We start from the raw sequence: 20,494 nt of genomic DNA on the forward strand, positions 1-20,494 counted from the left end.
CCGGATGACGGGCAAGCACGCAGGCGGGCTGGATCGGGGCCCGACAGCCTCACGCCCGAGCCGCGGCACCTTCCAGCATAGTGCGGATCCGGGGCAGGGCGGCCCGGGCGGCGCGGTGCCCCAGAGCAATGCCCTCCGCGGCGCGGTGGAAATCGAACAGCCCGAAGGCGCCGAGATCCGGGCCGATGGCGACGTCCGGCGGGTCGCGTTCCAGCCGCGCCCGCGAGATCCGATCCTGGGTGGTGTTGAAGGCGTCGAGCACCACCCGGGCGATGCCCGGTACGGCGAGCTCGGGCTCGGGACGGTCGAAACCCGGCAGGCGTCCGCGCACCACCTGCAGAAGGCCCCGGCGCGGGGGCGGATGCGGCGCCTCGCGCACCACCGGACCGCCGGTATCGCCGTTGAGGTTCACGCAGATGACCAGGTCGGCACCCAGCGCCCGGGCCAACGCCACCGGCACCGGGTTGACCAGAGTCCCGTCCATCAGCACGCGGCCCGCGTGGGCCACCGGTGGGAACAGGCCGGGAATCGCGTAGGAGGCGCGCACCGCATCCACCGCCGGGCCCTCGGTGAGGCTGATCTCGTCGCCGGTGCCGTACTCGGTGGCGACGCAGCCGAAGCGGATGGGCAGCGTCTCGATGCGGCGCGTGCCGAGATCCGCGGCGAGGCGCTGGCGCAGGCGGTTGCCGGCGATCAGGCCGGAGCCCGGCAGACGGGGATCGATGAGCCCGACGACGCGGCGCCGGGTCAGCGCCCGGGCGAAGGCTTCGAGCCGGTCGAGGCGCCCGGCCGCGTAGCAGGCGCCGACCACCGCGCCGATGGAGCAGCCCGCCACAACGGTCGGATGGATGCCGGCTTCCTCGAGGGCACGGATCACCCCGATATGCGCCCAGCCCCGGGCCGAGCCGCCGCCGAGCGCGAGCCCGACCCGCGGTCCGGCACTCGGCGACGGCCGGACCGGCTCGACGGTTCCGGGAAGGAAATGGGGATCGGCGGATTCGTCTTGCCACCGTGTGGCAAGAGGGTGGTTCATCGCCCGGCGGCCTTCAGGACGACCTGGCCGTCCGCCTCACGGACGACGCTGCGGTAGAAGCAGTCCCGCCGGCCGGTGTGGCAGCAGCCGCCGTCGCCCCCGACCTCGACGCGGATCAGCAGGGCGTCCTGGTCGCAATCGACCCGCATCTCGACCACGCGCTGGATCTGACCGCTGGTCGCCCCCTTGTGCCAGAGTTCGCCCCGCGAGCGCGACCAGTACCAAGCCTCGCCGGTCTCGAGCGTGCGCGCCAGCGATTCGGCGTTCATGTGGGCGAGCATCAGCACCCGCCCGTCTTGCGCGTCCACCGCGATGCAGGCGACGAGCCCGTCGCGGTCGAATCGGGGCGTGAGGGCCGTACCTTCCTCGACCTCGGCGCGGGTGCCGGGGGGAGCGAAAGCGATGTCGCGGGCAGTCATGGGCAGGTCGTCGCCTGAGGCTACTTGGCGCCGCCGCGCACCAGGGTCAGGAAGCGGACCTGCTCGTTGGCATTGTCCTTGAAGACGCCGCGGAACTGGCTGGTGATGGTCGAGACGCCGGCCTTCTGGACGCCGCGCATCGCCATGCAGAGATGCTCGGCCTCCACCATCACGGCGACGCCGCGGGGCTTGAGGATGCTCTCGATCACGTCGGCGATCTGGGCGGTCATCGTCTCCTGGGTCTGCAGGCGGCGGGCGAAGGTGTCGACCACGCGGGCGAGCTTCGACAGGCCGACCACGCCCCGGGTCGGGTAGTAGGCGATGTGGGCGAGGCCCATGAACGGCACCATGTGGTGCTCGCAATGGGAGTGGAACGGGATGTCGCGCACCAGCACGATGTCCGAGTAGCCCTCGACCTCCTCGAAGACGCGTTCGAGGAGCTTCTCGGCATCGACCCCATAGCCGCCGAACAGCTGCTCGTAGGCCTTGGTCACCCGGGCCGGCGTGTCGAGCAGGCCCTCGCGGGTCGGATCGTCGCCGGCCCAGCGCAGGAGCGTGCGCACGGCGGCCTCGGCCTCGGCGCGGCTCGGGCGGCCGGTCTCGATCCCGTCCGGGACGCGGGTGGCGGAAGCCGGCTCGGGCGCGACCTCGATGGGACGCCCGTCATCCACCGGCCGATTGTCATTGCGCATGCCGTTCAGCCCTTGCCCATCACTCCCGTTCCGGCCGAAACCCTGGCCATCGCCCTGGTAGGACAAGGATTTGAGCGCGGCATCCATGGCATCTCCGGCCCGCGCGATGCGGGACTTCATCGGGGTGCTGTCGGGCTTTGCGTACATCGTCGGATCGGGTCGGGCGTTCGAGGGAAGTTCCCGGGCTCGAAAAGGTTTCAAGCCGGCGCCCCGGGATGGTCTAAAGCCGTGAGCACCACCGTGGCCGTGGGCGCGACCCTGGTCGACGGCCCGCCTCCTCGCGAAGCGACCGTACGGCGCCTATATCATCGTTCGCGGGGCAACGCGCAATGCGCGATGCACGCGGCAGAGTCCCGATGGGATTGACGCCTCCGGTTGAGGACCCGATGCTCGACGATATCTACAACCGCCGTATCCTGGAACTCGCCGCCGATATCCCCCGGCTCGGTCGGCTGGAGAACCCGGATGCCAGCGCCACCGCCCATTCCCGCCTGTGCGGCTCGACCGTGACGGTCGACCTCGTCCTCGGCGAGGACGGCCGGGTGACGGATTTCGCCCACGAGGTGAGGGCCTGCGCCTTGGGGCAGGCCTCCTCGTCGCTGATGGGCCGGCACGTGGTCGGTACCACGGCGGAGGAGCTGCGCGGCGTCCGCGAGACCATGCGGGCGATGCTCAAGGAGAACGGGCCTGCGCCCGATGGCGCCTGGGCGGACCTCGCGGTGCTGGAGCCGGTGCGGGCGTTCAAGGCGCGCCATGCCTCGACGCTCCTGACCTTCGACGCGGTGGTGGACGCCCTCGATCAGATCGCCGCCAAGCGACGGGCCGCCTGAGGGCATGGTCCGGCGCGCCGCCCATTGGGCGATCCGCCTGTATCAGCTCACCCTGTCGGGTCTGATCGGCCGCCAGTGCCGTCATTGGCCGAGCTGCTCCGAATACACCGATACGGCCATCGCCCGACACGGGGTCTGGCCCGGCGGCTGGATGGGCGTCGCCCGGATCTGCCGCTGCGGCCCGTTCGGAACCCACGGGATCGATCTCGTGCCGGAGCAGCTGCCCGCGGGATCGGCGTGGTACCGCCCCTGGGCCTATGGCCGCTGGCGCGGCGTCGAGGCGCCGCCGTCACCCTTCGCCTGTGAGGCGGTGGCGGAGGGGCGTGGAGCGGACGCGCGGTGAAGGTCGCGATCCCGGCCTGTTTCAGCTGAAGCAGCAGGCGACGGGGTCGATGCCCAGGCGCCGAACAGCCCGCCCGCTCCGGCGTCTGGCCGCTCCGGCCCGTCACAGGGCCTCGTCCACCCGGTACGGGATACGCGGTCCGCGAGCCCTCGGCGCTCGCCGTGCGACCGGCCGCAACCGAAGGCTTCGACCCCGGTTGTCCTTGCGGAGAGCCCGGCATGTCCGCGGCTCACGGCGAACCGGAGCGGGCACAGAATGTCCACCGAATTCAGAGGCAAGACGCATATCGACATCTATGACCGCGCCATCCGCGAGGAGTGGGCACAGCGCTTCGGCGTCAGCGAGGAGCGGCTGCGCAAGGCTGTGACCATGGTTGGAAGCCGGATCACGAGCGTGGCCGCCTATCTCGACAAGCCGGCCTCCTGAGCGCGGTGGCATCGTGGACGTGCCCCCCGATTTCCGACCGCCCCCGGAGCTTCCGGCGGCGGCGACGCCGTCGGTCGAGCCCGGGCCCTCGTCCGGATCCGACGACGCTGTAACCCAGCCTCCGGCCCGGTCGCCCGATGCCCTCACGTTCGAGCAGATCCGCGAGCGGGCCTACGAACTCTGGGAGCGCAACCACCGGCCGGAGGGTTTCGAGATCGAGTTCTGGCTGCTGGCCGAGCGGGAATTGCGCAAGGAGCGGGAGCGCCGGAAGAGCGCGGATCGGCCGAACCATCCGGCATCCGGTTCGCCGCCGGCCTGAGCGGCGGTCTAGCGAGACCGGGGCATCATCCGCCATCGACCAGGCGGCGCGGGATGACAGCCCCCGGGGCGCGGCATCTGGTCGGCGGGGCCGGCTTGTGCGAGATCGGCGGAGGACCACCACAAGGTCGCGGGGGATCGCCCGCATGGCCGTGCAACGCGCAGGGCGCGATCTGGGCTGGGCCTTGCGCGGTCGCGCGCCGTGAGAAACCTTCGGCCCCGAAGGCCCGGTCTCCACCGCAACGGGCCGTCCGCTCACCCGTGCGACAGGAGCCCCCGTTGAAGCCCTCCGTCCCCGCTGCCCGAGCCCGGCCCGGTGCCAACGCAGGACCGGTCGCGTGACCGGTCTCGCCGCCCTGAACGACATGGATGCGCCGGCCTTCGAGGCGCTCCTCGGCAGCGTCTTCGAGCATGCGCCCTGGGTGGCTCGGGCCGCCTGGGCCCGGCGGCCCTTCGCCGACATCGCGGATCTGCACGCGGCGATGATGGCGGCGGTGCGTGCCGCCCCCGTCGAAACCCGCCGCGCCTTCCTGAACGGCCATCCGGAACTCGCCGGGCCCGAGGCCCGCGCCCGCAGCCTCACCGCGGATTCCGCGAGCGAGCAGGGGAGTGCGGGCCTCGACCGCATGGGCGAGGCCGACGCGCAAGTCTTCGACCGCCTGAATGCCGCCTACCGGGCGCGCTTCGGCTTCCCGTTCATCATCGCCGTGCGAGGCCGGGGACGGGCCGAGATCCGGTCCATCTTCGAGGCTCGTCTCGGCCGGGATCCGGCGGTCGAGGAAGCGACCGCGTTGGAGGAGGTCGCCCAGATCACCCGGATGCGCCTGGACCGCCTGATCACGCCGTGAGACGACCCACGACGCGGCGGTCGCGGAACCGGCCCGGGTCTCAGGCCTCGATCGCCGACCGGGCCTCCTTCACGGCCGCCTCGAAGGCGACGAAGGCCGTGGTCGCCTGATCCCAGGCCTGGCTGCGCACGTGGCGGATCAGGGCGGCTGCCTGTTCGCGGGCCTGCGCCAGCGGCCGCTCGATGGCGGTGGCGCGCGTCGAATCGGCGGGGATCCCCTCCGGCGGCGTGTCGGTCGAGCGCATCCCGACCAGGGTCGCCGCGATCGCGCGGCGCCAGGCCGCGCAATCCGCCGAAAGGCGGATCACTTGTTGATCCGCGCTGGTCCCGATCTGGCGATCGAGCAGGGTACGCCCCAGATCCTCGATCCGACTCAACTGCGCCAGGGCGTCACCGATCTCCCGGCGCGCCTTGTCGGTGCCTTCCGCGATGCGGCCGACATTCTGGGCGATGTCGCCGGTGGCCTGCATCTGCTGGCCGAGGATCTCCGAGGCCTCGCGCATCTGCGCCGCCACATTCGCCACGGCGCCACTCTCGGCCTCGACGCGGGCATTGGCCCGCATCATCGCGGAGGCGCCGGCCTCGACCGCGTTGCGGCTGCGGGTCACCGCGGCCTGCATCGCCGCCATCTCCTCGCGCAGGCCGCTGACCCGCGCCCGGATCTCGTCGGTCGCCTTGGCGGTCTGCGCCGACAGCGTCTTGACCTCCGCGGCGACCACCGCGAAGCCGCGGCCGGCCTCGCCGGCCCGTGCCGCCTCGATGGTGGCGTTGAGCGCCAGCAGATTGGTCTGGGCCGAGATCGCCGCGATGGTGCCGGCCATCTCCTCGATCCGCAGGGCGGCGGTCGAGAAGCTGTCGAGCCGGCTGCCGATCTCTTCAGTCCCCTCTTCGATCCCGCGCATGCCCTCGGTGGCGCGGTGAAGGTCGCCCACGCAGGTGACGATACCGGCCCGGGCCGTCTCGGCAGTCTCGGCCGCCGAGGAGGAGCGGGCGGCGATCTCCCCCGTCGTCGCGGCGAGTTCCTCGCTCGCTGCCGCGATCAGACGGGCCTGCTCGGCGGTGCCGGAGGCGTCGTGGGTCATCCAGCCGATGGAGGTCCCGGCGTCGGAGGCGGAGGCGGACAGGCGCGCCAGGAGCGACAGCCACTCGCGATCGACGGTCAATTCGGGTTCGGGACGCAGAGGTTCCACGACCAGCGCCGCCGCCGGAATCGTGGACGGCGCAGGCGTTATGACCGGGGTTGCGACCGCGTCAGAAACGTGACGCTGCCGACGCAAACTGAACATGCGGGACACTCCGATATCCGAATCGAAGCGGACCCTCGCACAGAACCTTCAATCAATGGTGAAGGATAACCGGATCTGCCCGCCGCCGATATAGCACTCTGCGGAAGTGCAATCGGCGGCGCTGCCAGAGGTTGCGCCTCCAGATATGGATCTATCTGGAGGCGCAATGCTTCATTCGCCCGTCAGAGCGGCCTTGGTGCGCGACCACCAGCCCGCGCGCTTGGGACGGTCCGGATCGGCGGGCGGCGTCAGAACCACCGCCACGGGCTCCGCGGGGACCTCCGCCGGGGCAGCGGTCGCGGCGTCCGGCGCAGCGGCGGGCTCCCGGTCGGCCGGCACAGGGGCTTCGGCTTCCGCCACCGGCAGATCCACGGCGGTCTCGGTGCGGCCGGCCGCCGGGGCGGCCTCGACCGCCTCCGCCACCGCCTGGGCGCTCACCGGCTCTTCCGCCGACAGGGCCACCGTCTCGCCCACCGCCTCGGGAGCATCCTCCGTCTCGGCGGCGTCCCGCGTGCGGCCCTCGCTCCGTCCGCGACCGCCGCGGCGTCCGCGGCGGCGGCGGCGTCCGCCCTCGTCCTCGGCGCGGGCCGCCTCGTCGGGGCCGGCCACGGCCTCGTCGGTCTCCCCGGCCTCGGCTGCGACGGCCTCGGCCGGCGCCTCGGCTGCGGCCGGCTCCTCGCCGTCCCAGTCCTCGTCCCGACCGTCCTCGTCCGAACGCTCGCCCTCCTGGCGATCATCGTCGCCGCGATCCTCCTCGGCGCGACCGTCCTGACGCCCGCCCCGGCGGCGGCGGCGGCGGCGCCGGCGGCGGCCTTCACCCTCCTCGCGCGTCGCCTCCTCGCGCGTCTCGGCGCGGCCCTCCTCGGCCTCGCCCTCGGCATCCGCCTCGACCTCGGCCTCGACCTCGTCGGCCTCCTCGTCCTCGTCCTCGAACTCCGTGGTGGGCGAGATCGCCTGGGCGCGCACGCCCGTCACCGGACCCTCGGCGCGCTGAGCCGGCTCGCCGCGGTCGAGCTGGAAGGCCGCGGTGGCGGCCAGCCGCTCGTCGGCCGCGATCGTGATGGTCACGCCGAAGCGCATCTCCAGCTCGCGCAGGTGCCCGCGCTTCTGGTTGAGGATGTAGAGGGCGACCTCGGTGCGGGTCCGCAGCACGAGGTTGTGGCTCGCCGACTTGAGCAGCGCCTCCTCGATGGAGCGCAGGATGTGCAGGGCCACCGAGGCGGTGGCGCGCACGAAGCCCGAGCCGCCGCAATGGGCGCAGGGGATCGAGGAGGATTCGAGCACGCCCGTGCGGATGCGCTGGCGGCTCATCTCCATGAGGCCGAAGGGCGAGATCCGGCCGACCTGGATGCGGGCGCGGTCGTTCTTCAGGCACTCGTTCAGCTTCTTCTCGACGGCGCGGTTGTTGCGCTTCTCCTCCATGTCGATGAAGTCGATGACGATCAGGCCCGCGAGGTCGCGCAGGCGCAGCTGGCGGGCAACCTCCTCGGCGGCCTCCAGGTTCGTCTTGAGGGCGGTGTCCTCGATGTCGTGCTCGCGGGTGGCGCGGCCCGAGTTCACGTCGATCGAGACCAGGGCCTCGGTCGGGTTGATCACCAGATAGCCGCCGGACTTCAGCGAGACGTGGCTGGAGAACATCGCGTCGAGCTGCTGCTCGACGCCGAAGCGGGCGAAGATCGGCGTCGGGTCGCGGTAGGGCTTCACGACCTTGGACTGGCCGGGCATCAGCATCCGCATGAAGTCCTTGGCCTCGCGGTAGGCGTCCTCGCCGGCGACCAGAACCTCGTCCAGATCCTTGTTGTACAGGTCGCGGATGGCGCGCTTGATCAGCGAGCCTTCCTCGTAGACCAGCGCGGGCGCCATCGAGGTCAGCGTCAGCTCGCGGACCGACTCCCACAGCCGCATCAGGTACTCGAAGTCGCGGGCGATCTCGGGCTTGGAGCGCGAGGCGCCGGCGGTGCGCAGGATGACGCCCATCCCTTCGGGCACCTCCAGATCCTGCACGACCTCCTTGAGGCGCTTGCGGTCGGCCGCCGAGGTGATCTTCCGGGAGATGCCGCCGCCGCGACCGGTATTGGGCATCAGCACCGAGTAGCGGCCGGCGAGCGACAGGTAGGTGGTGAGCGCCGCGCCCTTCGTGCCGCGCTCCTCCTTGACCACCTGAACCAGGATGATCTGGCGGCGCTTGATCACCTCCTGGATCTTGTACTGGCGGCGGTAGTGGCGGGGCCGCTCGGGGATCTCGGCCAGGGCGTCGCCGTTGCCGCCGACCTGGGCGATCTTGGGCTCGGCGTCGGGATCGTCGGAATCCTCGTCCGACTCGTCCTCATCCTCGTCGGACTCGTCCTCGTCGTCCTCCGACTCGTCCTCATCCTCATCCTCGTCGTCGGATTCCTCGTCGTCCTCGTCGGACGCGTCATCCGCCTCATCGGCGTCCGCCGGCTCGGCGGTCTCCTCCGCGAGGGACTCGGCCGGCGCTTCGGCGACGGTCAGCGCCCCCGCCACGGCGATGCGGGCCTCGGCCTCGACCGGGGCGTCCTGCTCGGCGGCGTCGTCAGCGACCGGTCCGGCCATGTCGGGCGCCGCCTGCGACTCGGCAGGGGCGGCCTCGACGGGAGCGGTCCCGAACGGCGCCTCGGCCGCCGGCTCGGCGGCCTGCGCCGGCTCGTCCCGTGCCGGCTCGTCCTGCGCCACGGGAATGTCGCCGGCGGCGGTCTCGGAGGCGAGGGCCTCCCGCACGGCCTCGGGATGCTCGGCGAGCGTATCGGGCTCGGCGGCCGGATCGAAACCGGCTTCCGTCCGGATCTCGGCCTGATCCTCGGTCTGGGACGCCTCGTGCCCGTCCTCGGCGCTCACGGTCTCGTCGGCGCCGCGGGCGCGGGCCTCGGCGCGGCGGCCGCGGGAGCGGCGCGGCGACCGGCGGCGGCGCTCCTCACGCTCGCGGTGCTCCTCGGCGTCGCGGGCGTCCTCCTCGAGGAGCGCCTGCCGGTCGGCGAGCGGGATCTGGTAATAGTCGGGGTGGATCTCGTTGAAGGCCAGGAAGCCGTGGCGGTTGCCGCCATACTCCACGAACGCCGCCTGGAGCGACGGCTCCACCCGGGTCACCTTGGCGAGATAGATGTTGCCGCGCAGCTGACGCCGGTTGGCGGCTTCGAAATCGAACTCCTCGACCCTAGACCCGTGGACCGTGACGACCCGGGTCTCCTCCGGGTGCATCGCGTCGATCAGCATTTTGTTGGCCATGTCGGACTCTCGGCATGGCGGCCGACGTCGTTCTCCGTGCCCGTGGTCCCGGCGGCGCCTCGCCCGACGTCAAACCTGTCGGGTGGGGTGCCGGCCTCGTCGCCGAGGCGGATGGGTTCGAGGGGAAATTGCCGTCAACCGCCGTTCGGCGCCCTGGGCGCCTGGGGTTGAAACAGGCCGGGAGGAGGGACGGACCGGTGCGACGCGCCTCTTGCGCCTCCGGGGCACGCGCAGCTCTATGCTGGGCCGTGCGTCCGTCCATCGTGGTCCCGACCTCGCGAAACAATCTCGGCCGATGGGGATCGGCCGTGAATTCTGGGGTGCGGCGGAGAAGCTCCGCCGCGTCGTGTGACACCTGCCCGATCACGGGCGACACCCGTCGCCGTCAGACGGACCGAAACGGCCCGCCGCGACACCGCGACCGTTTTCGCAAGGAATTCGGTCACGTCCGCGGGCCGTTGCGGCGACCGGCGGGACCGGAGAGGGGTCCTCATCATTACAGACCGCTGTGCGGATTTGGCAAGGGTCAAGCGTGAATAGATGTCACGGGGCTGTCATGGCGCGCGAGGGCGCCGCCGCCGTCCCTGCGTGCGCGGTCCTCCGTCGTGGCGCATCCCCGGGGCCCGGTGCGTGCGCGCGATGCCGGGGCGGCGATCCGGCCGGGAGGATCCTATTCCGCCGCCGCGATCCGCGGTGCCACCCCGGCGAGCGCGGCGGGCTTCGGGCCGCCGGTCGCCCAGTCGAGCAGCTCGACCGTGTGGACGATCGGGATGCCGGTGCCCTTCCCGATCTGCGTGGCGCAGCCGATGTTGCCGGTGGCGATCACGTCGGGGCGCACGCGCTCGATGTTGGCGACCTTGCGGGCGCGCAGCTTCGCAGCCAGCTCCGGCTGCAGGATGTTGTAGGTCCCCGCCGAGCCGCAGCAGATATGGCCCTCGGGCACGTCCTTCACGGTGAAGCCCGCCCGCTTGAGCAGCGTCTTCGGCTCCAGCCGGATGCCCTGGCCGTGCTGCATCGAGCAGGCGGAGTGGTAGGCCACCACGAGGTCGTTCTCGGCCACCGGAGCGAGATCGAGCAACGCCAGATACTCGGTGACGTCCTTGGCCAAGGACGACACGCGCCGCGCCTTCTCGGCATAGGCGGGGTCGTCGCGGAACATGAAGCCGTAATCCTTGATGGTCGTGCCGCATCCGGACGCGGTGACCAAGATCGCGTCGAGGCCCTTGGCGATCTCGGCGTCCCAGGCGTCGATCGTCTGCTTGGCATGGGCGTGGGCGGAATCCTCCTTGCCCATGTGGTGGGTCAGCGCCCCGCAGCAGCCCTCGTTGGCGTGCACCACCTCGATCCCGTGCCGGTTGAGCAGCCGGATCGCCGCCGCGTTGAAGTCCGGCCGCAACACGCTCTGGGCGCAGCCGCGCAGCAGGGCGACGCGCTTGGTCGCCGGGCCGCCCGTCGGCGGGAACCGGCCCGGCCGGTTGGTCGGCTCGCGGGGCGGCATCCCGGCGGGCGCCAGGTCGAGCATGGCGGCGAGGCGGTTGCCGACCCGCGGCAGCCGCGCCACCAGCCCGCGGACCGGGCTTCCGAGCTTGGCGGCGGCGAGGGCGAGGCGGAACCGGTTCGGGTACGGCAGGACCTGGGCGAGCAGCGTCCGCAGGAACCGGTCGCCGGCCGGCCGCGCGTAGGTCTTCTCGATATGGGCCCGGGCATGGTCCACGAGGTGCATGTAGTGCACCCCGGACGGGCAAGTGGTCATGCACGACAGGCAGGAGAGGCAGCGGTCGATATGCTTGACCACCTCCTGCGAGGCCGGCTTGCCGCCCTCCAGCATGTCCTTGATCAGGTAGATGCGGCCGCGCGGCGAATCGAGCTCGTCGCCGAGCAGCAGGTAAGTCGGGCAGGTCGCCGTGCAGAAGCCGCAATGCACGCAGGTCCGCAGGATCTTCTCCGAGGCCGCCATGGCGGGATCGGCGAGCTGGGCGGGGGCAAAATTGGTCTGCACGGTCTCTTCCTGCCTGCTCTCCGCCCCCCTTGCGGGGCGGAGTTCCGGGATCGCGGATCCCGCGTGGGGGTGGCGCAGGAGGCACCGTTGCGCCCGGTCCTCAGCCGCCCCGTTCCTGGCCCCTCCCCGCGGGGGGAGGGGATGAACCTCAAACCTGCGCGTACATCCGGCCGGGGTTGAGCACCCCGGCGGGATCGTGCGCCGCCTTGATGCCGGCGGTGAGCCGCATCAGCGGCTCGGCCAGCGGCTGGAACACCGGCACGGCGGCGCGCACGGCGTCGGGGGCGCGGACCAGCGTGGCGTGGCCGCCCTGGGTCTTCACGGCCCGGCGCACCGCATCGGCGCCGGCATCGCCCTCGGCACCGGTGGCGAGCCAGATCAGGCCGCCGCCCCAGTCGAAGAACCAACGCGCGGCGCGCTCCGCCGCCACCGCCGCCGCCAGGGCCGGCCCGTGGGTCGGCGCGGTGGAGATCCGCCAGAGGGCGGCGTCCCGGGGCTCGGCCAGGGGCGCGGCGTCCCGCACGGACCGCCAGAGGGCGGCGCCGGCCTCGCCGTCCACGATCTCGGGCTGGCCGTAGCGCTTGAGCAGGCGGCGCAGCTCGCCCGTGCGGTAGTCGATGGAGTCGGAAAAGCCTTCGAGACGCATCAGGGTCCGCGCCTCCGGGGCGCCGATCCCCGCCGGCAGATGCGCGGCGCCGGTGAGTTCGAAGGGCGAGCCGAGGGCCTCCGAAAGGGCCGTCACCGCCCGGGCATCGTCCAGCCCGGAGAAGACGAGGGTCGCCACGCGCTCGCAGGCCGGCAGCACCTTGAAGGTGACCTCGGTGAGCAGGCCCAGCGTCCCGTGCGCGCCGGCCATCAGCTTCACGAGGTCGAGCCCGGTGACGTTCTTCATCACCCGCCCGCCCGACTTGATCGCCTCGCCCCGCCCGTTGACGAAGCGCACGCCGATCAGGCTGTCCCGGGCCGCCCCGGCATTGATGCGGCGCGGGCCGGCATTGTTGATCGCCGCCACCGCGCCGAGGGTCGGCGCGCCGGAGCTGCCGTAGAGGCCGCGCAGGTCCATCGGCTCGAAGGGCAGCATCTGGCCCCGGGAGGCGAGCAGCGCCTCGACCTCGGCCAGCGGCGTGCCGGCCCGGGCCGCCACCACCATCTCGGCGGGTTCGTAGAGCGTGACGCCGGTCAGCGCCTTCGCGGAGAGCGTCGCGCTGTCCTGCGCGGGCCGACCGAGCCCCGCGGCGGTGCCGCCGCCCGCGAGCCGCAGGCGCTCGCCGCGCCCGGCGGCCGCCCGCACGATCTCCCCGGCCTCCGCCTCGGTGCCGGGCTCGTACACGCCCATCGTTTCCGTCCCGGTCCTGTTTGTATCCATTCCAGGACGGGTGTCGCCGGATCCGGCGGCGGATTCAAGCGGAGGTGGAGTCGCGGGGTTTCAGCGGGCGGGTTTCCTGTGCGGGGCTGCCGCGAAGGCGCCTGCCTGGGGCCTGGAACCCTGCTCCGCCGCCAGGGTCCCCGCGGGACGCAGACGCGCCAGGACCTGACGGCGCAGGCCGGCGATGTCGAAGATCCAGACCAGCGCCCCGTAGAGGGCCGTCCCGGCCGGGACCAGGACCGCCAGCGCGGTGGCGGGCGGCAGGTGCCGGAAGGGGGCGAGCGCGAGGCCCATCGCCGCGCAGGCGAGGGCCGCGACGCCGATCTCCCCCCAGGGCAGCACGATCCGCTCGGCGCCGGTGAGGGCGCGCCAGCCGAGCCACAATCCCGCGGCGGCGAGCCCGGCGGTCTGCGCCAGGGCGACGCCGATCCCGCCCATCCGGTCCGGCAGGATCAGAAGGCCGGCGCCGTTCACCGCGAGGCCGACCAGGGCGGCGGCGACCACCGGCAGGGTCCGGCGGCGGATCTGGAAGACCGGGTTGAGGGCGTAGAACATCATCGACAGGCAGAAGAGGCCCGGCATCAGCACGGTGCTGTAGGTCTCGAACGGCCCGCGATAGGCGTCCGGCACGACCAGTCCCTGGAGGGCCGGCAGCACCGCCCAGAAACCGACCGCGCAGGGTGCCAGCAGGGCGAACACCGTGCCGGCATTGGCGGCGACCTGCGCCTCGGCGGCGGCGCGGCCGCTCTGCTCCTCCGCCTGCACGGCGAGCTGGAACAGGAGCAGGTCGAGGGCGGTGCCGAGCGTCGTCATCGCGCGCGCGGTGACGTCGGCGGCCAGCGCGAAGTAGCCGGCCTCGGCGAAGCCGGCATGGCTGGCGATGGCGCCCCGGTTCACGAAGGCGAGGCACTGATAGGCGGTGTTGGCGGCGATGAGCGGCAGGCCGTAGCGGGCGAAGACCCGCCAGGTCGCCGACAGGCGCGGCCGTTCGAAGGGCGTGTGCGGGTCGCGCAGGGGGTGGCGCAGCAGGAGCACCGCGAGGAGCTGGCTGAGCCCCGCCGCCGCCAGCACCCAGGCCGGCTGGGGCAGCCACCACGCCGCCGCCGCCATCAGGGCGAAGGACAGGACGTTCTTCACCGCGACGAGGCCGAGATAGAGCTTGCCGTCGAACCGGGCCCGGGCGAGGGCCGCGTGGTAGTCGAACACGCCGATGCCGAGCGCCGCGAGGCCGGTTCCGCACAGCACCGCCTCGCGCCCGTCCGCGCCGCCGGCGAAGCCGAAGGCCCCGCACAGGGCGGCGGCGGCCAGAAGCAGCAGGCCGATGCGCAGATAGGCCCGGTCGAGCCCGTGGCGGATCCACGGCTCGTCGACGCGCACCCGTCCCGAGTAGAACCGCGTCGCCGAGAGGCGCAGCCACTCGAACAGCACCGTGTTCAGCACGATGGCGCCGGTGGTCGCGAGGGCGAACCGGCCGAAATCGGCCGGCCCCAGCAGCTTGGCGATCAGCAGGCCGAGGACGAAGTTGAGCCCCGCATTGATGACGAAGGCGGCGATCACGGCCATGGACGGCGTCTCATGCGCGGCGGGGTCGCCCCGCCCGTTCCCGCGCTGTAGCGCGCGAGCCGTAAGACTCCCCTAACCGGGCGAGATCGGGGCGGAGACCCGCGGGGCCTCCGACACCGTCCGGTCAGGCGGCCCGGACGGTGTCGAGGAAGCGCGTGACTTCGGCCGTGAGCGTCGCGGATTGGCGCGACAGCGCGGACGCCGCCGCCAGCACCGCGTCGGCGGCCCGGCCGGTCTCCTCGGCGGCCCCGGCGACGCCCAGGATGGTGCTGGTCACCGCACCGGTGCCGACGGCCGCCTGCCCGACGTTCCGGACGATCTCCCGGGTGGCCGATCCCTGCTCCTCCACCGCCGCGGCGATCGCGTTCGCCACGCCGCTGATCTCCTCGATCCGCCCCGTGATCGCGCCGATCGCCGTGACGGCCCGGCCGGTCACGCCCTGGATGCCAGCGATCTGGCCGGCGATCTCCTCGGTCGCCCGCGCGGTCTGCGCCGCCAGCGCCTTCACCTCGCTGGCGACGACCGCGAAGCCCCGGCCGGCCTCGCCGGCGCGGGCGGCCTCGATCGTCGCGTTGAGCGCCAGCAGATTGGTCTGCCCGGCGATCGCCGCGATCAGCCCGATGACGTCGCCGATCCGCGCGACCGCGCCGCTCAGGTCCCGGACCAGCGTGCCCGTCTGTCCCGCCTCCGAGACGGCCCCTTGGGCGAGCTTGGTCGATCCCTCGACCTGCCGGCCGATCTCCTCCACGGAGGCCCCGAGTTCCTCGGCCGCCGCCGCCACCGTGTTGACGTTGGCGGCGGCCTCCTCGGCGGCGGCCGCCACGGTGCTGGACTGGCTCGCGGTCTGGGTCGCGGTGGCCGTCATGGTCTGGGCCGTACCCTGCAGGGCGGTGGCCGAGTCCGAGACCTGAGCGATGATGCCGCCGACCGTCTGCTCGAAGCGCTCGGCCATCGCCCGCAGGTCGGACCGGCGCCGCGCCTCCGCCGCCAGCCGCGCCTCGGCGGCCTCGGCTTCGAGCTGGCGGCTGCGGATCAGGTTGTCCTTGAACACCTGGACGGCCCGCGCCATCGCGCCGATCTCGTTGCGGTAGGCGCGCGCCGGGACCGTGGCGGAGGCGTCCCCGTCCGCCAGCGCCTGCATCGTCGCCGTCAGCGCCCGGAGCGGGCGCAGCACGCCGCCGAACAGGGTCCACAGGCCGAGGCCCACCAGCAGGATCACCGCCAGCAGCGCCGCGACGCTGTGCACGACGTCGGTCCGGGCCGCGTCGGCGAGAGTCTCGGCGCGCGCCACCATCGCGTCGAGGGCCGCGTCGCAGAGGGCCACGAGGGAGCGCTGGTTCTCGGTGTTGCGGTCGCGCAGCTCCGCGAAGGTGTGGCGCGGGGGCGTGTGCGTGCTGAGCGCGTCGAAGACCGCCTGCGCGATGGCCTTGGTGTCGCCCTCGAAATTGTCGGCCTTCGCCCGCACGAACGCGGCCCGCACCGTCTCCGAGACGTCGGTCGCGGCCTCGGTCGTGCGCCGCCACGCGGACAGAAGTTCGGTCCGCTCCTCAGCCGCCGCGACGGTCTCGGGCAGGGACCACGACGTTCCGGCGATCAGGGAGGTCTGCACCCGCACCGCGACGTTGCCGCTGGCGACGCGCGTGTCCCAGGCCGCCTGTTTGAGGGCGAGATAGCGCTCCAGGACGGGATCGGACCGGGGAATGGCCGCGTCGACCGCCTTCAGCGTGGCCGTCAGGGCCTCGAGCAGGTCCTGGAAGGCGGCCATCGCGGCGTCCCGCAGCGCCGGCTCACGACGGGCCTTCGGCAGCCTGAGGGCCGCGTCGATGCGGGGGCGCAGGGCCGCCATCGCCTCCTGGGCCGCGTTCAGGCGATCGAGCGTCGCGCTGACCGTCGGCTCGGCCAGATCGCTCAGGCTGCGCTGAGCCTGGCGGTAATTCTCGATCAGCGCCTGCCGGCTGCCCGCGATGGTCGACAGGGTCTTCGCGTCCGCGGGCGCCTCACCCCCGAGGGCGAGGGTCGATCCGCGCTCCAGCCGCAGCGGCAGGATGGTCCGGAGGAGTCCCTGGCTCGCCTGCGTCAAGGTCACCGCCCTGACCGCACCCATCGCCTGCGCCCGCTCGTCGACGAGGGTCCTGACGGCATTGACCAGCGCCATGCAGGCCATGATGACGATCACCAGGGACAACAACGTCCGGATCGAGAAGCGCCCCAGCCAGCGAATCATGGGTAAAGTCTCAAGGTCTGCGATGCTTTGTCTTAAAACGTTAGGTTTCTTCAGGCAATCGTCTGATGATATGTTGAATACTTGCGATTTTATAATGATATTTTCATTCAGATTTTATAATAGAACGCGAATTTGATTGAGGGGCGAGTCAATTTACGGGGGTTGTGCCGAATTTATGGGCGCTGAAATCAGCGTGGCCTGGGCGGCGCGGCGGGGCTGCTCCCCGCGGTCGAACGGCGCGAGGCGGATCTGGCGCCCTGCGGTCGCATCCGCGAACGGCCCGAGGCCGAGCGCGGCCGGCCTGCCGGCGCCCTGCGGGAGCGTGCGGTGAAGCAGTCTCGGGCGGCGCTCGCCTGCTCGGCGTCCTGCTCGGTGTCCTGCCCGTCGGGCCGCCGCGTCCCCTCGTGATGACGAACAGGGCCGCGGGAGGGGACGGCTTCGATCGCATCCGGATGTCAACGTGATGGCTGCCGGCCCGCAGGCGGCCCGCGTATCGGCGGCAGCCCTGCGCGACGCCTACAGCCCGCGCTCGTAGCGCCAGGCTTCCATCCCGTCCTCGTAATAGTCCGGCCGCACGGCGAAGCGGGTATAGCCCCGGCGCTCGTAGAGGCGGATGCCGGCGCCGTTGTCGGCGCGCACCTCCAGCCGGAGCCGGTCGCAGCCCTGGCTGCGGGCCTGCGCCTCCGCCGCGTCGAGGAGTCGGCCGCCGAGGCCGAGGCCGCCGCGATTCGGCGCCACCGCGATCGACGCCAGCCGGGCGATCCGGCTGCTGCGCCGCCGCTCCAGCACCGCGGCGCCGACGAGGACCGGCGTCGGGTCCGCATCCGGCGCGTCGATCAGCGCCGCCAGCACGTCCATGGTGGGCGACAGGATCGCGTGGCGGATCGCCCGGCGCTCCGCCCGGTCTGTGGCGAAGGCGGCGTGCTCCAGGGCGACCAGGGCGTCGAGATCGGCGAGCGTGGCGGTCCGGATCGTCGGCTCGGGGAGCCCGTCGCCGACCGGGTTGCGCAGGGGGGCGCTCACGCCCGCGCCGTCGCGGTGGATCTGGTCGGCCCGGCCATCGCTTGCTTACCTGCGTGTTCTGCCCGCTCCGGTCAGATGCCCGCTTCCGCCCCGCTTGGGAAGCCCGCACGGCGCCTTCGGCCCGGTCGGGCTGCGTCGTTTTTGCAACGGGCCGCACGGGGTGTGGATTCCGGGCGGAAAAGCGGGCGGTCCGGGGCGTCTTCCCCTTGCCGGGCCGGGCCTGTCTCCGTATATGCGCCGTGCCCAATTTCGCACGTGCCTGTGGCCGCGTGTCGGTTGGTGGGCATCCGGTCAACTGCCGGACAGCCGCCAGGGGTCTTAAAGGATCGATGGTCGCAAGGGTGGATCCCTACGGCCGGCATCCAGGTGGCAACACCGGACCCCGACAACAACCGGCAGCCGGAGGCGAAACCGGCGAACCCCGCTCTCCACGGGGGACGCAGCTTAAAGCAACGACGAACGGGCTTTTTTGGTCTCGTCGGCCCTCCACAGGCCGGCACCGAAGAGGCTTGTTTCTCTTTGCCCGGCGTGCGGTGGGGGTCATCCCTTCCAATCCACGGCAGCTTCCGGGTGCTCTGCGCCCGCACTGACGCACGCGTCTCCAAAGCGCGTGGGTCCGCGCGACGCATCGCCCCCTGACGCCGACGGCCAGTCCTGGCCGTCATCTTCGACAGCGCGCCCCGCGTAGGGCGCTCGCGAACCCGTGCCGGGAGACGACTATGACCGACCGCATCCGTGACTTCCTGCGCGTGCGCCGCGACCTCGGTCAGGACGAGGGCCCCGTGATGGTCCTCGATCTCGACGTCGTGCGTGACAACTACACCGCCTTCGCGCGCTCCCTGCCGGACACCCGCGTGTTCTACGCCGTGAAGGCGAACCCGGCCCCCGAGGTGCTGCGGCTGCTCGCCGAGATGGGCTCCTGCTTCGACACCGCCTCTGTCGCCGAGATGGAGATGGTGCTGGCCGCCGGCGCCACCGCCGACCGGATCTCCTTCGGCAACACGATCAAGAAGGAGCGCTGCATCGGCCGCGCCCTGAAGCTCGGCATCCGCCTGTTCGCGGTCGACTGCCAGGCCGAGGTCGAGAAGATCGCCCGGGCCGCCGTGGCCACGGACGTGCCGACCGGCGAGATCCGGGTGTTCTGCCGCATCCTGTGCGACGGCGCGGGCGCCGACTGGCCGCTCTCGCGCAAGTTCGGCTGCGTGCCCGAGATGGCCGCGGACGTGCTGGAGCACGCCCATCGCCAGGGGCTGGAGGCCTACGGCATCTCGTTCCATGTCGGCTCGCAGCAGGGCAACACCGAGGCCTGGGACGGGGCGCTCGGCTCCGCGGCGGCGATCTTCCGCGAGTGCGCGGAGCGCGGGATCGGCCTGTCGATGGTCAATCTCGGCGGCGGCTTCCCGACCAAGTACCTCAAGGCGGTGCCGGGCGTGGAGAGCTACGGCGAGGCGATCTTCCGGGGCCTGACCAAGCATTTCGGCAACCAGATCCCCGAGACGATCATCGAGCCGGGCCGCGGCATGGTCGGCAATGCCGGCCTGATCGAGGCCGAGGTCGTGCTCGTGTCGAAGAAGTCCGCGGACGCCGACGAGGTCCGGTGGGTCTACCTCGACATCGGCAAGTTCGGCGGGCTGGCCGAGACCATGGACGAGGCGATCCGCTACCCGATCCGCACCGCCCGGGACGGCGACGCGACCGAGCCCTGCGTCATCGCCGGGCCGACCTGCGACTCGGTGGACGTGCTCTACGAGCGGCAGCTCTATCCGCTGCCGGTCTCGCTCTCGATCGGCGACAAGGTGCTGATCGAGGGTGCGGGCGCCTACACCACCACCTACGCGGCGGTGGCCTTCAACGGCTTCCCGCCCCTTCAGCAGATCGTCATCTGACCTGCTGCAGAACCTCCCGGCAGCGTGTCGCTGCCGGGGGCGATCTCCCGCTGTCGCATCGACGGATCGCCTTCGGCCGTCCGTCGGAACCCACCGCTTCTCCCGCTTGCCGGCCCGGGGAGGGCACAGCCATGATCGAGATCCGCGCGGAGCATGTCCACGACGTCCCGGCGCGCGAGCGCCTGCTCGACGCGTGCTTTCCCGGCAACCGCCATGCCAAGACCTCGGAGCGCCTGCGCGAAGGCCGTCGGCCGGCCCGCGGCCTCGCCTTCGCGGCGATTCGGGGCGGCCGCCTCGTCGGCACCCTGCGGCTGTGGCACGTCGAGGCCGGGCTCGCTCGCCCGGCACTGCTGCTCGGCCCGCTCGCCGTCGATCCGGCGATCCAGGGGCAGGGGCTCGGCTCGGTGATGATGCAGGCGGCCCTCGGCCGGGCGGAGGCCCTCGGCCACGGCGCCGTGCTGCTGGTCGGCGACGCGCCCTACTACGCCCGCTTCGGCTTCGACCGGGCGCTCGCGGAGGGCCTGACCCTGCCGGGGCCGTTCGAGCGCGAGCGCTTCCTCGGTCTCGAGCTGCGCGCGGGCGCTCTGGCGGGCGTCGAGGGGATGGTCCGGGCGACCGGCGTGCAGTCGCCGGTGGGCGCGGTGGCCAACGAGGCGGGGGTGGCGCGACGACGCGCCGCCTGAACGGGGACACCAGGCGCCGCAGGGGTGAGATCGGCTTTCCCCAACGCGATTTCATCCCGAGGTGCCCGCGTGAGCGGGCCTCGAAGGAGCCCTCGAGCCAGCCGCGCGAGCCCTGGAGGCCTCCTTCGCGGCCTCCCTGCGCTGCGGCACCTCGGGTTGCGGAGAGGGTCGGAGGGGCGTCCCTTCCGGATGGCGCAACCCGGTCATGCCCGCGACGGCGGCCGCGTCCACCCGCTTGGCCGGTCTCGTGCATTGCGCCCGGCGCCCGCGATCCCGCATAGACGGTCCGCCGGCCTCCCGGAGAAGGTTGCTC

At 72.4% G+C, this 20,494-nt stretch carries 17 protein-coding genes; 7 read left to right on the top strand and 10 right to left on the bottom strand.

Annotation, left to right across the window (positions count from 1 at the left end):
• Window positions 1–49: 49 nt before the first annotated feature.
• The 3 genes from P9K36_RS26680 to folE are packed head-to-tail and all read right to left on the bottom strand — an operon-like array spanning window position 50 to window position 2,291.
• Window positions 50–1,033: a patatin-like phospholipase family protein gene (locus P9K36_RS26680; RefSeq protein WP_043759870.1), complete on the bottom strand. Its 984-nt coding sequence runs from the start codon at window positions 1,031–1,033 to the stop codon at window positions 50–52.
• Window positions 1,030–1,452: a phosphoribosyl-AMP cyclohydrolase gene (gene hisI / locus P9K36_RS26685; protein WP_043355359.1), complete on the bottom strand. Its 423-nt coding sequence runs from the start codon at window positions 1,450–1,452 to the stop codon at window positions 1,030–1,032. Before hisI ends, P9K36_RS26680 begins: the two co-directional genes overlap by 4 nt.
• Before the next feature lie 20 nt (window positions 1,453–1,472).
• Window positions 1,473–2,291 carry a GTP cyclohydrolase I FolE gene (gene folE / locus P9K36_RS26690; protein WP_043379097.1) on the bottom strand — a complete coding sequence of 273 codons (819 nt, stop codon included), beginning with the start codon at window positions 2,289–2,291 and terminating at the stop codon, window positions 1,473–1,475.
• A gap of 239 nt (window positions 2,292–2,530) precedes the next feature.
• Here folE and P9K36_RS26695 point away from each other — a divergent pair, with 239 nt between their 5' ends.
• The 5 genes from P9K36_RS26695 to uraD all read left to right on the top strand — a co-directional run bounded on the left by P9K36_RS26695 (window position 2,531) and on the right by uraD (window position 4,909).
• On the top strand, window positions 2,531–2,974 hold the full coding sequence (locus tag P9K36_RS26695; RefSeq protein ID WP_043355362.1) for an iron-sulfur cluster assembly scaffold protein: 444 nt from the start codon (window positions 2,531–2,533) through the stop codon (window positions 2,972–2,974).
• A 4-nt stretch (window positions 2,975–2,978) separates the two neighbouring features.
• Window positions 2,979–3,317 (top strand): membrane protein insertion efficiency factor YidD, encoded by a 339-nt coding sequence (yidD, locus tag P9K36_RS26700; protein ID WP_043355364.1) that lies wholly within the window; start codon window positions 2,979–2,981, stop codon window positions 3,315–3,317.
• A gap of 255 nt (window positions 3,318–3,572) precedes the next feature.
• Window positions 3,573–3,743 carry a DUF3606 domain-containing protein gene (locus P9K36_RS26705; protein WP_075381142.1) on the top strand — a complete coding sequence of 57 codons (171 nt, stop codon included), beginning with the start codon at window positions 3,573–3,575 and terminating at the stop codon, window positions 3,741–3,743.
• A 13-nt stretch (window positions 3,744–3,756) separates the two neighbouring features.
• Entirely contained in the window at window positions 3,757–4,062 is a 306-nt protein-coding gene (locus P9K36_RS31055) for a DUF2934 domain-containing protein (protein WP_043759875.1), read from the top strand.
• Between the two features lie 337 nt (window positions 4,063–4,399).
• Window positions 4,400–4,909, top strand: a complete 510-nt coding sequence (gene uraD, locus P9K36_RS26715) for a 2-oxo-4-hydroxy-4-carboxy-5-ureidoimidazoline decarboxylase (RefSeq protein WP_278306233.1) — start codon at window positions 4,400–4,402, stop codon at window positions 4,907–4,909.
• A gap of 40 nt (window positions 4,910–4,949) precedes the next feature.
• Here uraD and P9K36_RS26720 read toward each other — a convergent pair whose 3' ends face one another.
• The 7 genes from P9K36_RS26720 to P9K36_RS26750 all read right to left on the bottom strand — a co-directional run bounded on the left by P9K36_RS26720 (window position 4,950) and on the right by P9K36_RS26750 (window position 17,612).
• Window positions 4,950–6,071: a methyl-accepting chemotaxis protein gene (locus P9K36_RS26720; RefSeq protein WP_278306234.1), complete on the bottom strand. Its 1,122-nt coding sequence runs from the start codon at window positions 6,069–6,071 to the stop codon at window positions 4,950–4,952.
• 294 nt (window positions 6,072–6,365) lie between these two features.
• Window positions 6,366–9,437 carry a ribonuclease E/G gene (locus P9K36_RS26725; protein WP_278306235.1) on the bottom strand — a complete coding sequence of 1,024 codons (3,072 nt, stop codon included), beginning with the start codon at window positions 9,435–9,437 and terminating at the stop codon, window positions 6,366–6,368.
• A gap of 670 nt (window positions 9,438–10,107) precedes the next feature.
• Window positions 10,108–11,436 carry a glycolate oxidase subunit GlcF gene (gene glcF / locus P9K36_RS26730; RefSeq protein WP_043379110.1) on the bottom strand — a complete coding sequence of 443 codons (1,329 nt, stop codon included), beginning with the start codon at window positions 11,434–11,436 and terminating at the stop codon, window positions 10,108–10,110.
• Between the two features lie 148 nt (window positions 11,437–11,584).
• A complete protein-coding gene (locus P9K36_RS26735; protein ID WP_043759885.1) occupies window positions 11,585–12,772 on the bottom strand; it encodes an FAD-binding protein in 1,188 nt (395 codons plus the stop codon).
• A 90-nt stretch (window positions 12,773–12,862) separates the two neighbouring features.
• Entirely contained in the window at window positions 12,863–14,365 is a 1,503-nt protein-coding gene (locus tag P9K36_RS26740) for a polysaccharide biosynthesis C-terminal domain-containing protein (RefSeq protein WP_278306236.1), read from the bottom strand.
• Between the two features lie 124 nt (window positions 14,366–14,489).
• A complete protein-coding gene (locus P9K36_RS26745; protein WP_043759887.1) occupies window positions 14,490–16,589 on the bottom strand; it encodes a methyl-accepting chemotaxis protein in 2,100 nt (699 codons plus the stop codon).
• 516 nt (window positions 16,590–17,105) lie between these two features.
• Window positions 17,106–17,612, bottom strand: coding sequence for an N-acetyltransferase (locus P9K36_RS26750; protein ID WP_043355384.1), 507 nt, complete (start codon window positions 17,610–17,612; stop codon window positions 17,106–17,108).
• A 719-nt stretch (window positions 17,613–18,331) separates the two neighbouring features.
• On the opposite strand from P9K36_RS26750, the gene P9K36_RS26755 reads away from it, so the two are divergent.
• On the top strand, window positions 18,332–19,498 hold the full coding sequence (locus P9K36_RS26755) for a type III PLP-dependent enzyme (RefSeq protein ID WP_043355385.1): 1,167 nt from the start codon (window positions 18,332–18,334) through the stop codon (window positions 19,496–19,498).
• A 131-nt stretch (window positions 19,499–19,629) separates the two neighbouring features.
• Window positions 19,630–20,181, top strand: coding sequence for an N-acetyltransferase (locus tag P9K36_RS26760; RefSeq protein ID WP_043379117.1), 552 nt, complete (start codon window positions 19,630–19,632; stop codon window positions 20,179–20,181).
• The last annotated feature ends 313 nt before the right edge of the window (window positions 20,182–20,494 follow it).

Origin of the sequence: Methylobacterium sp. 391_Methyba4, assembly GCF_029691625.1 — a bacterium.
Taxonomy (GTDB): Bacteria; Pseudomonadota; Alphaproteobacteria; order Rhizobiales; family Beijerinckiaceae; genus Methylobacterium; species Methylobacterium fujisawaense.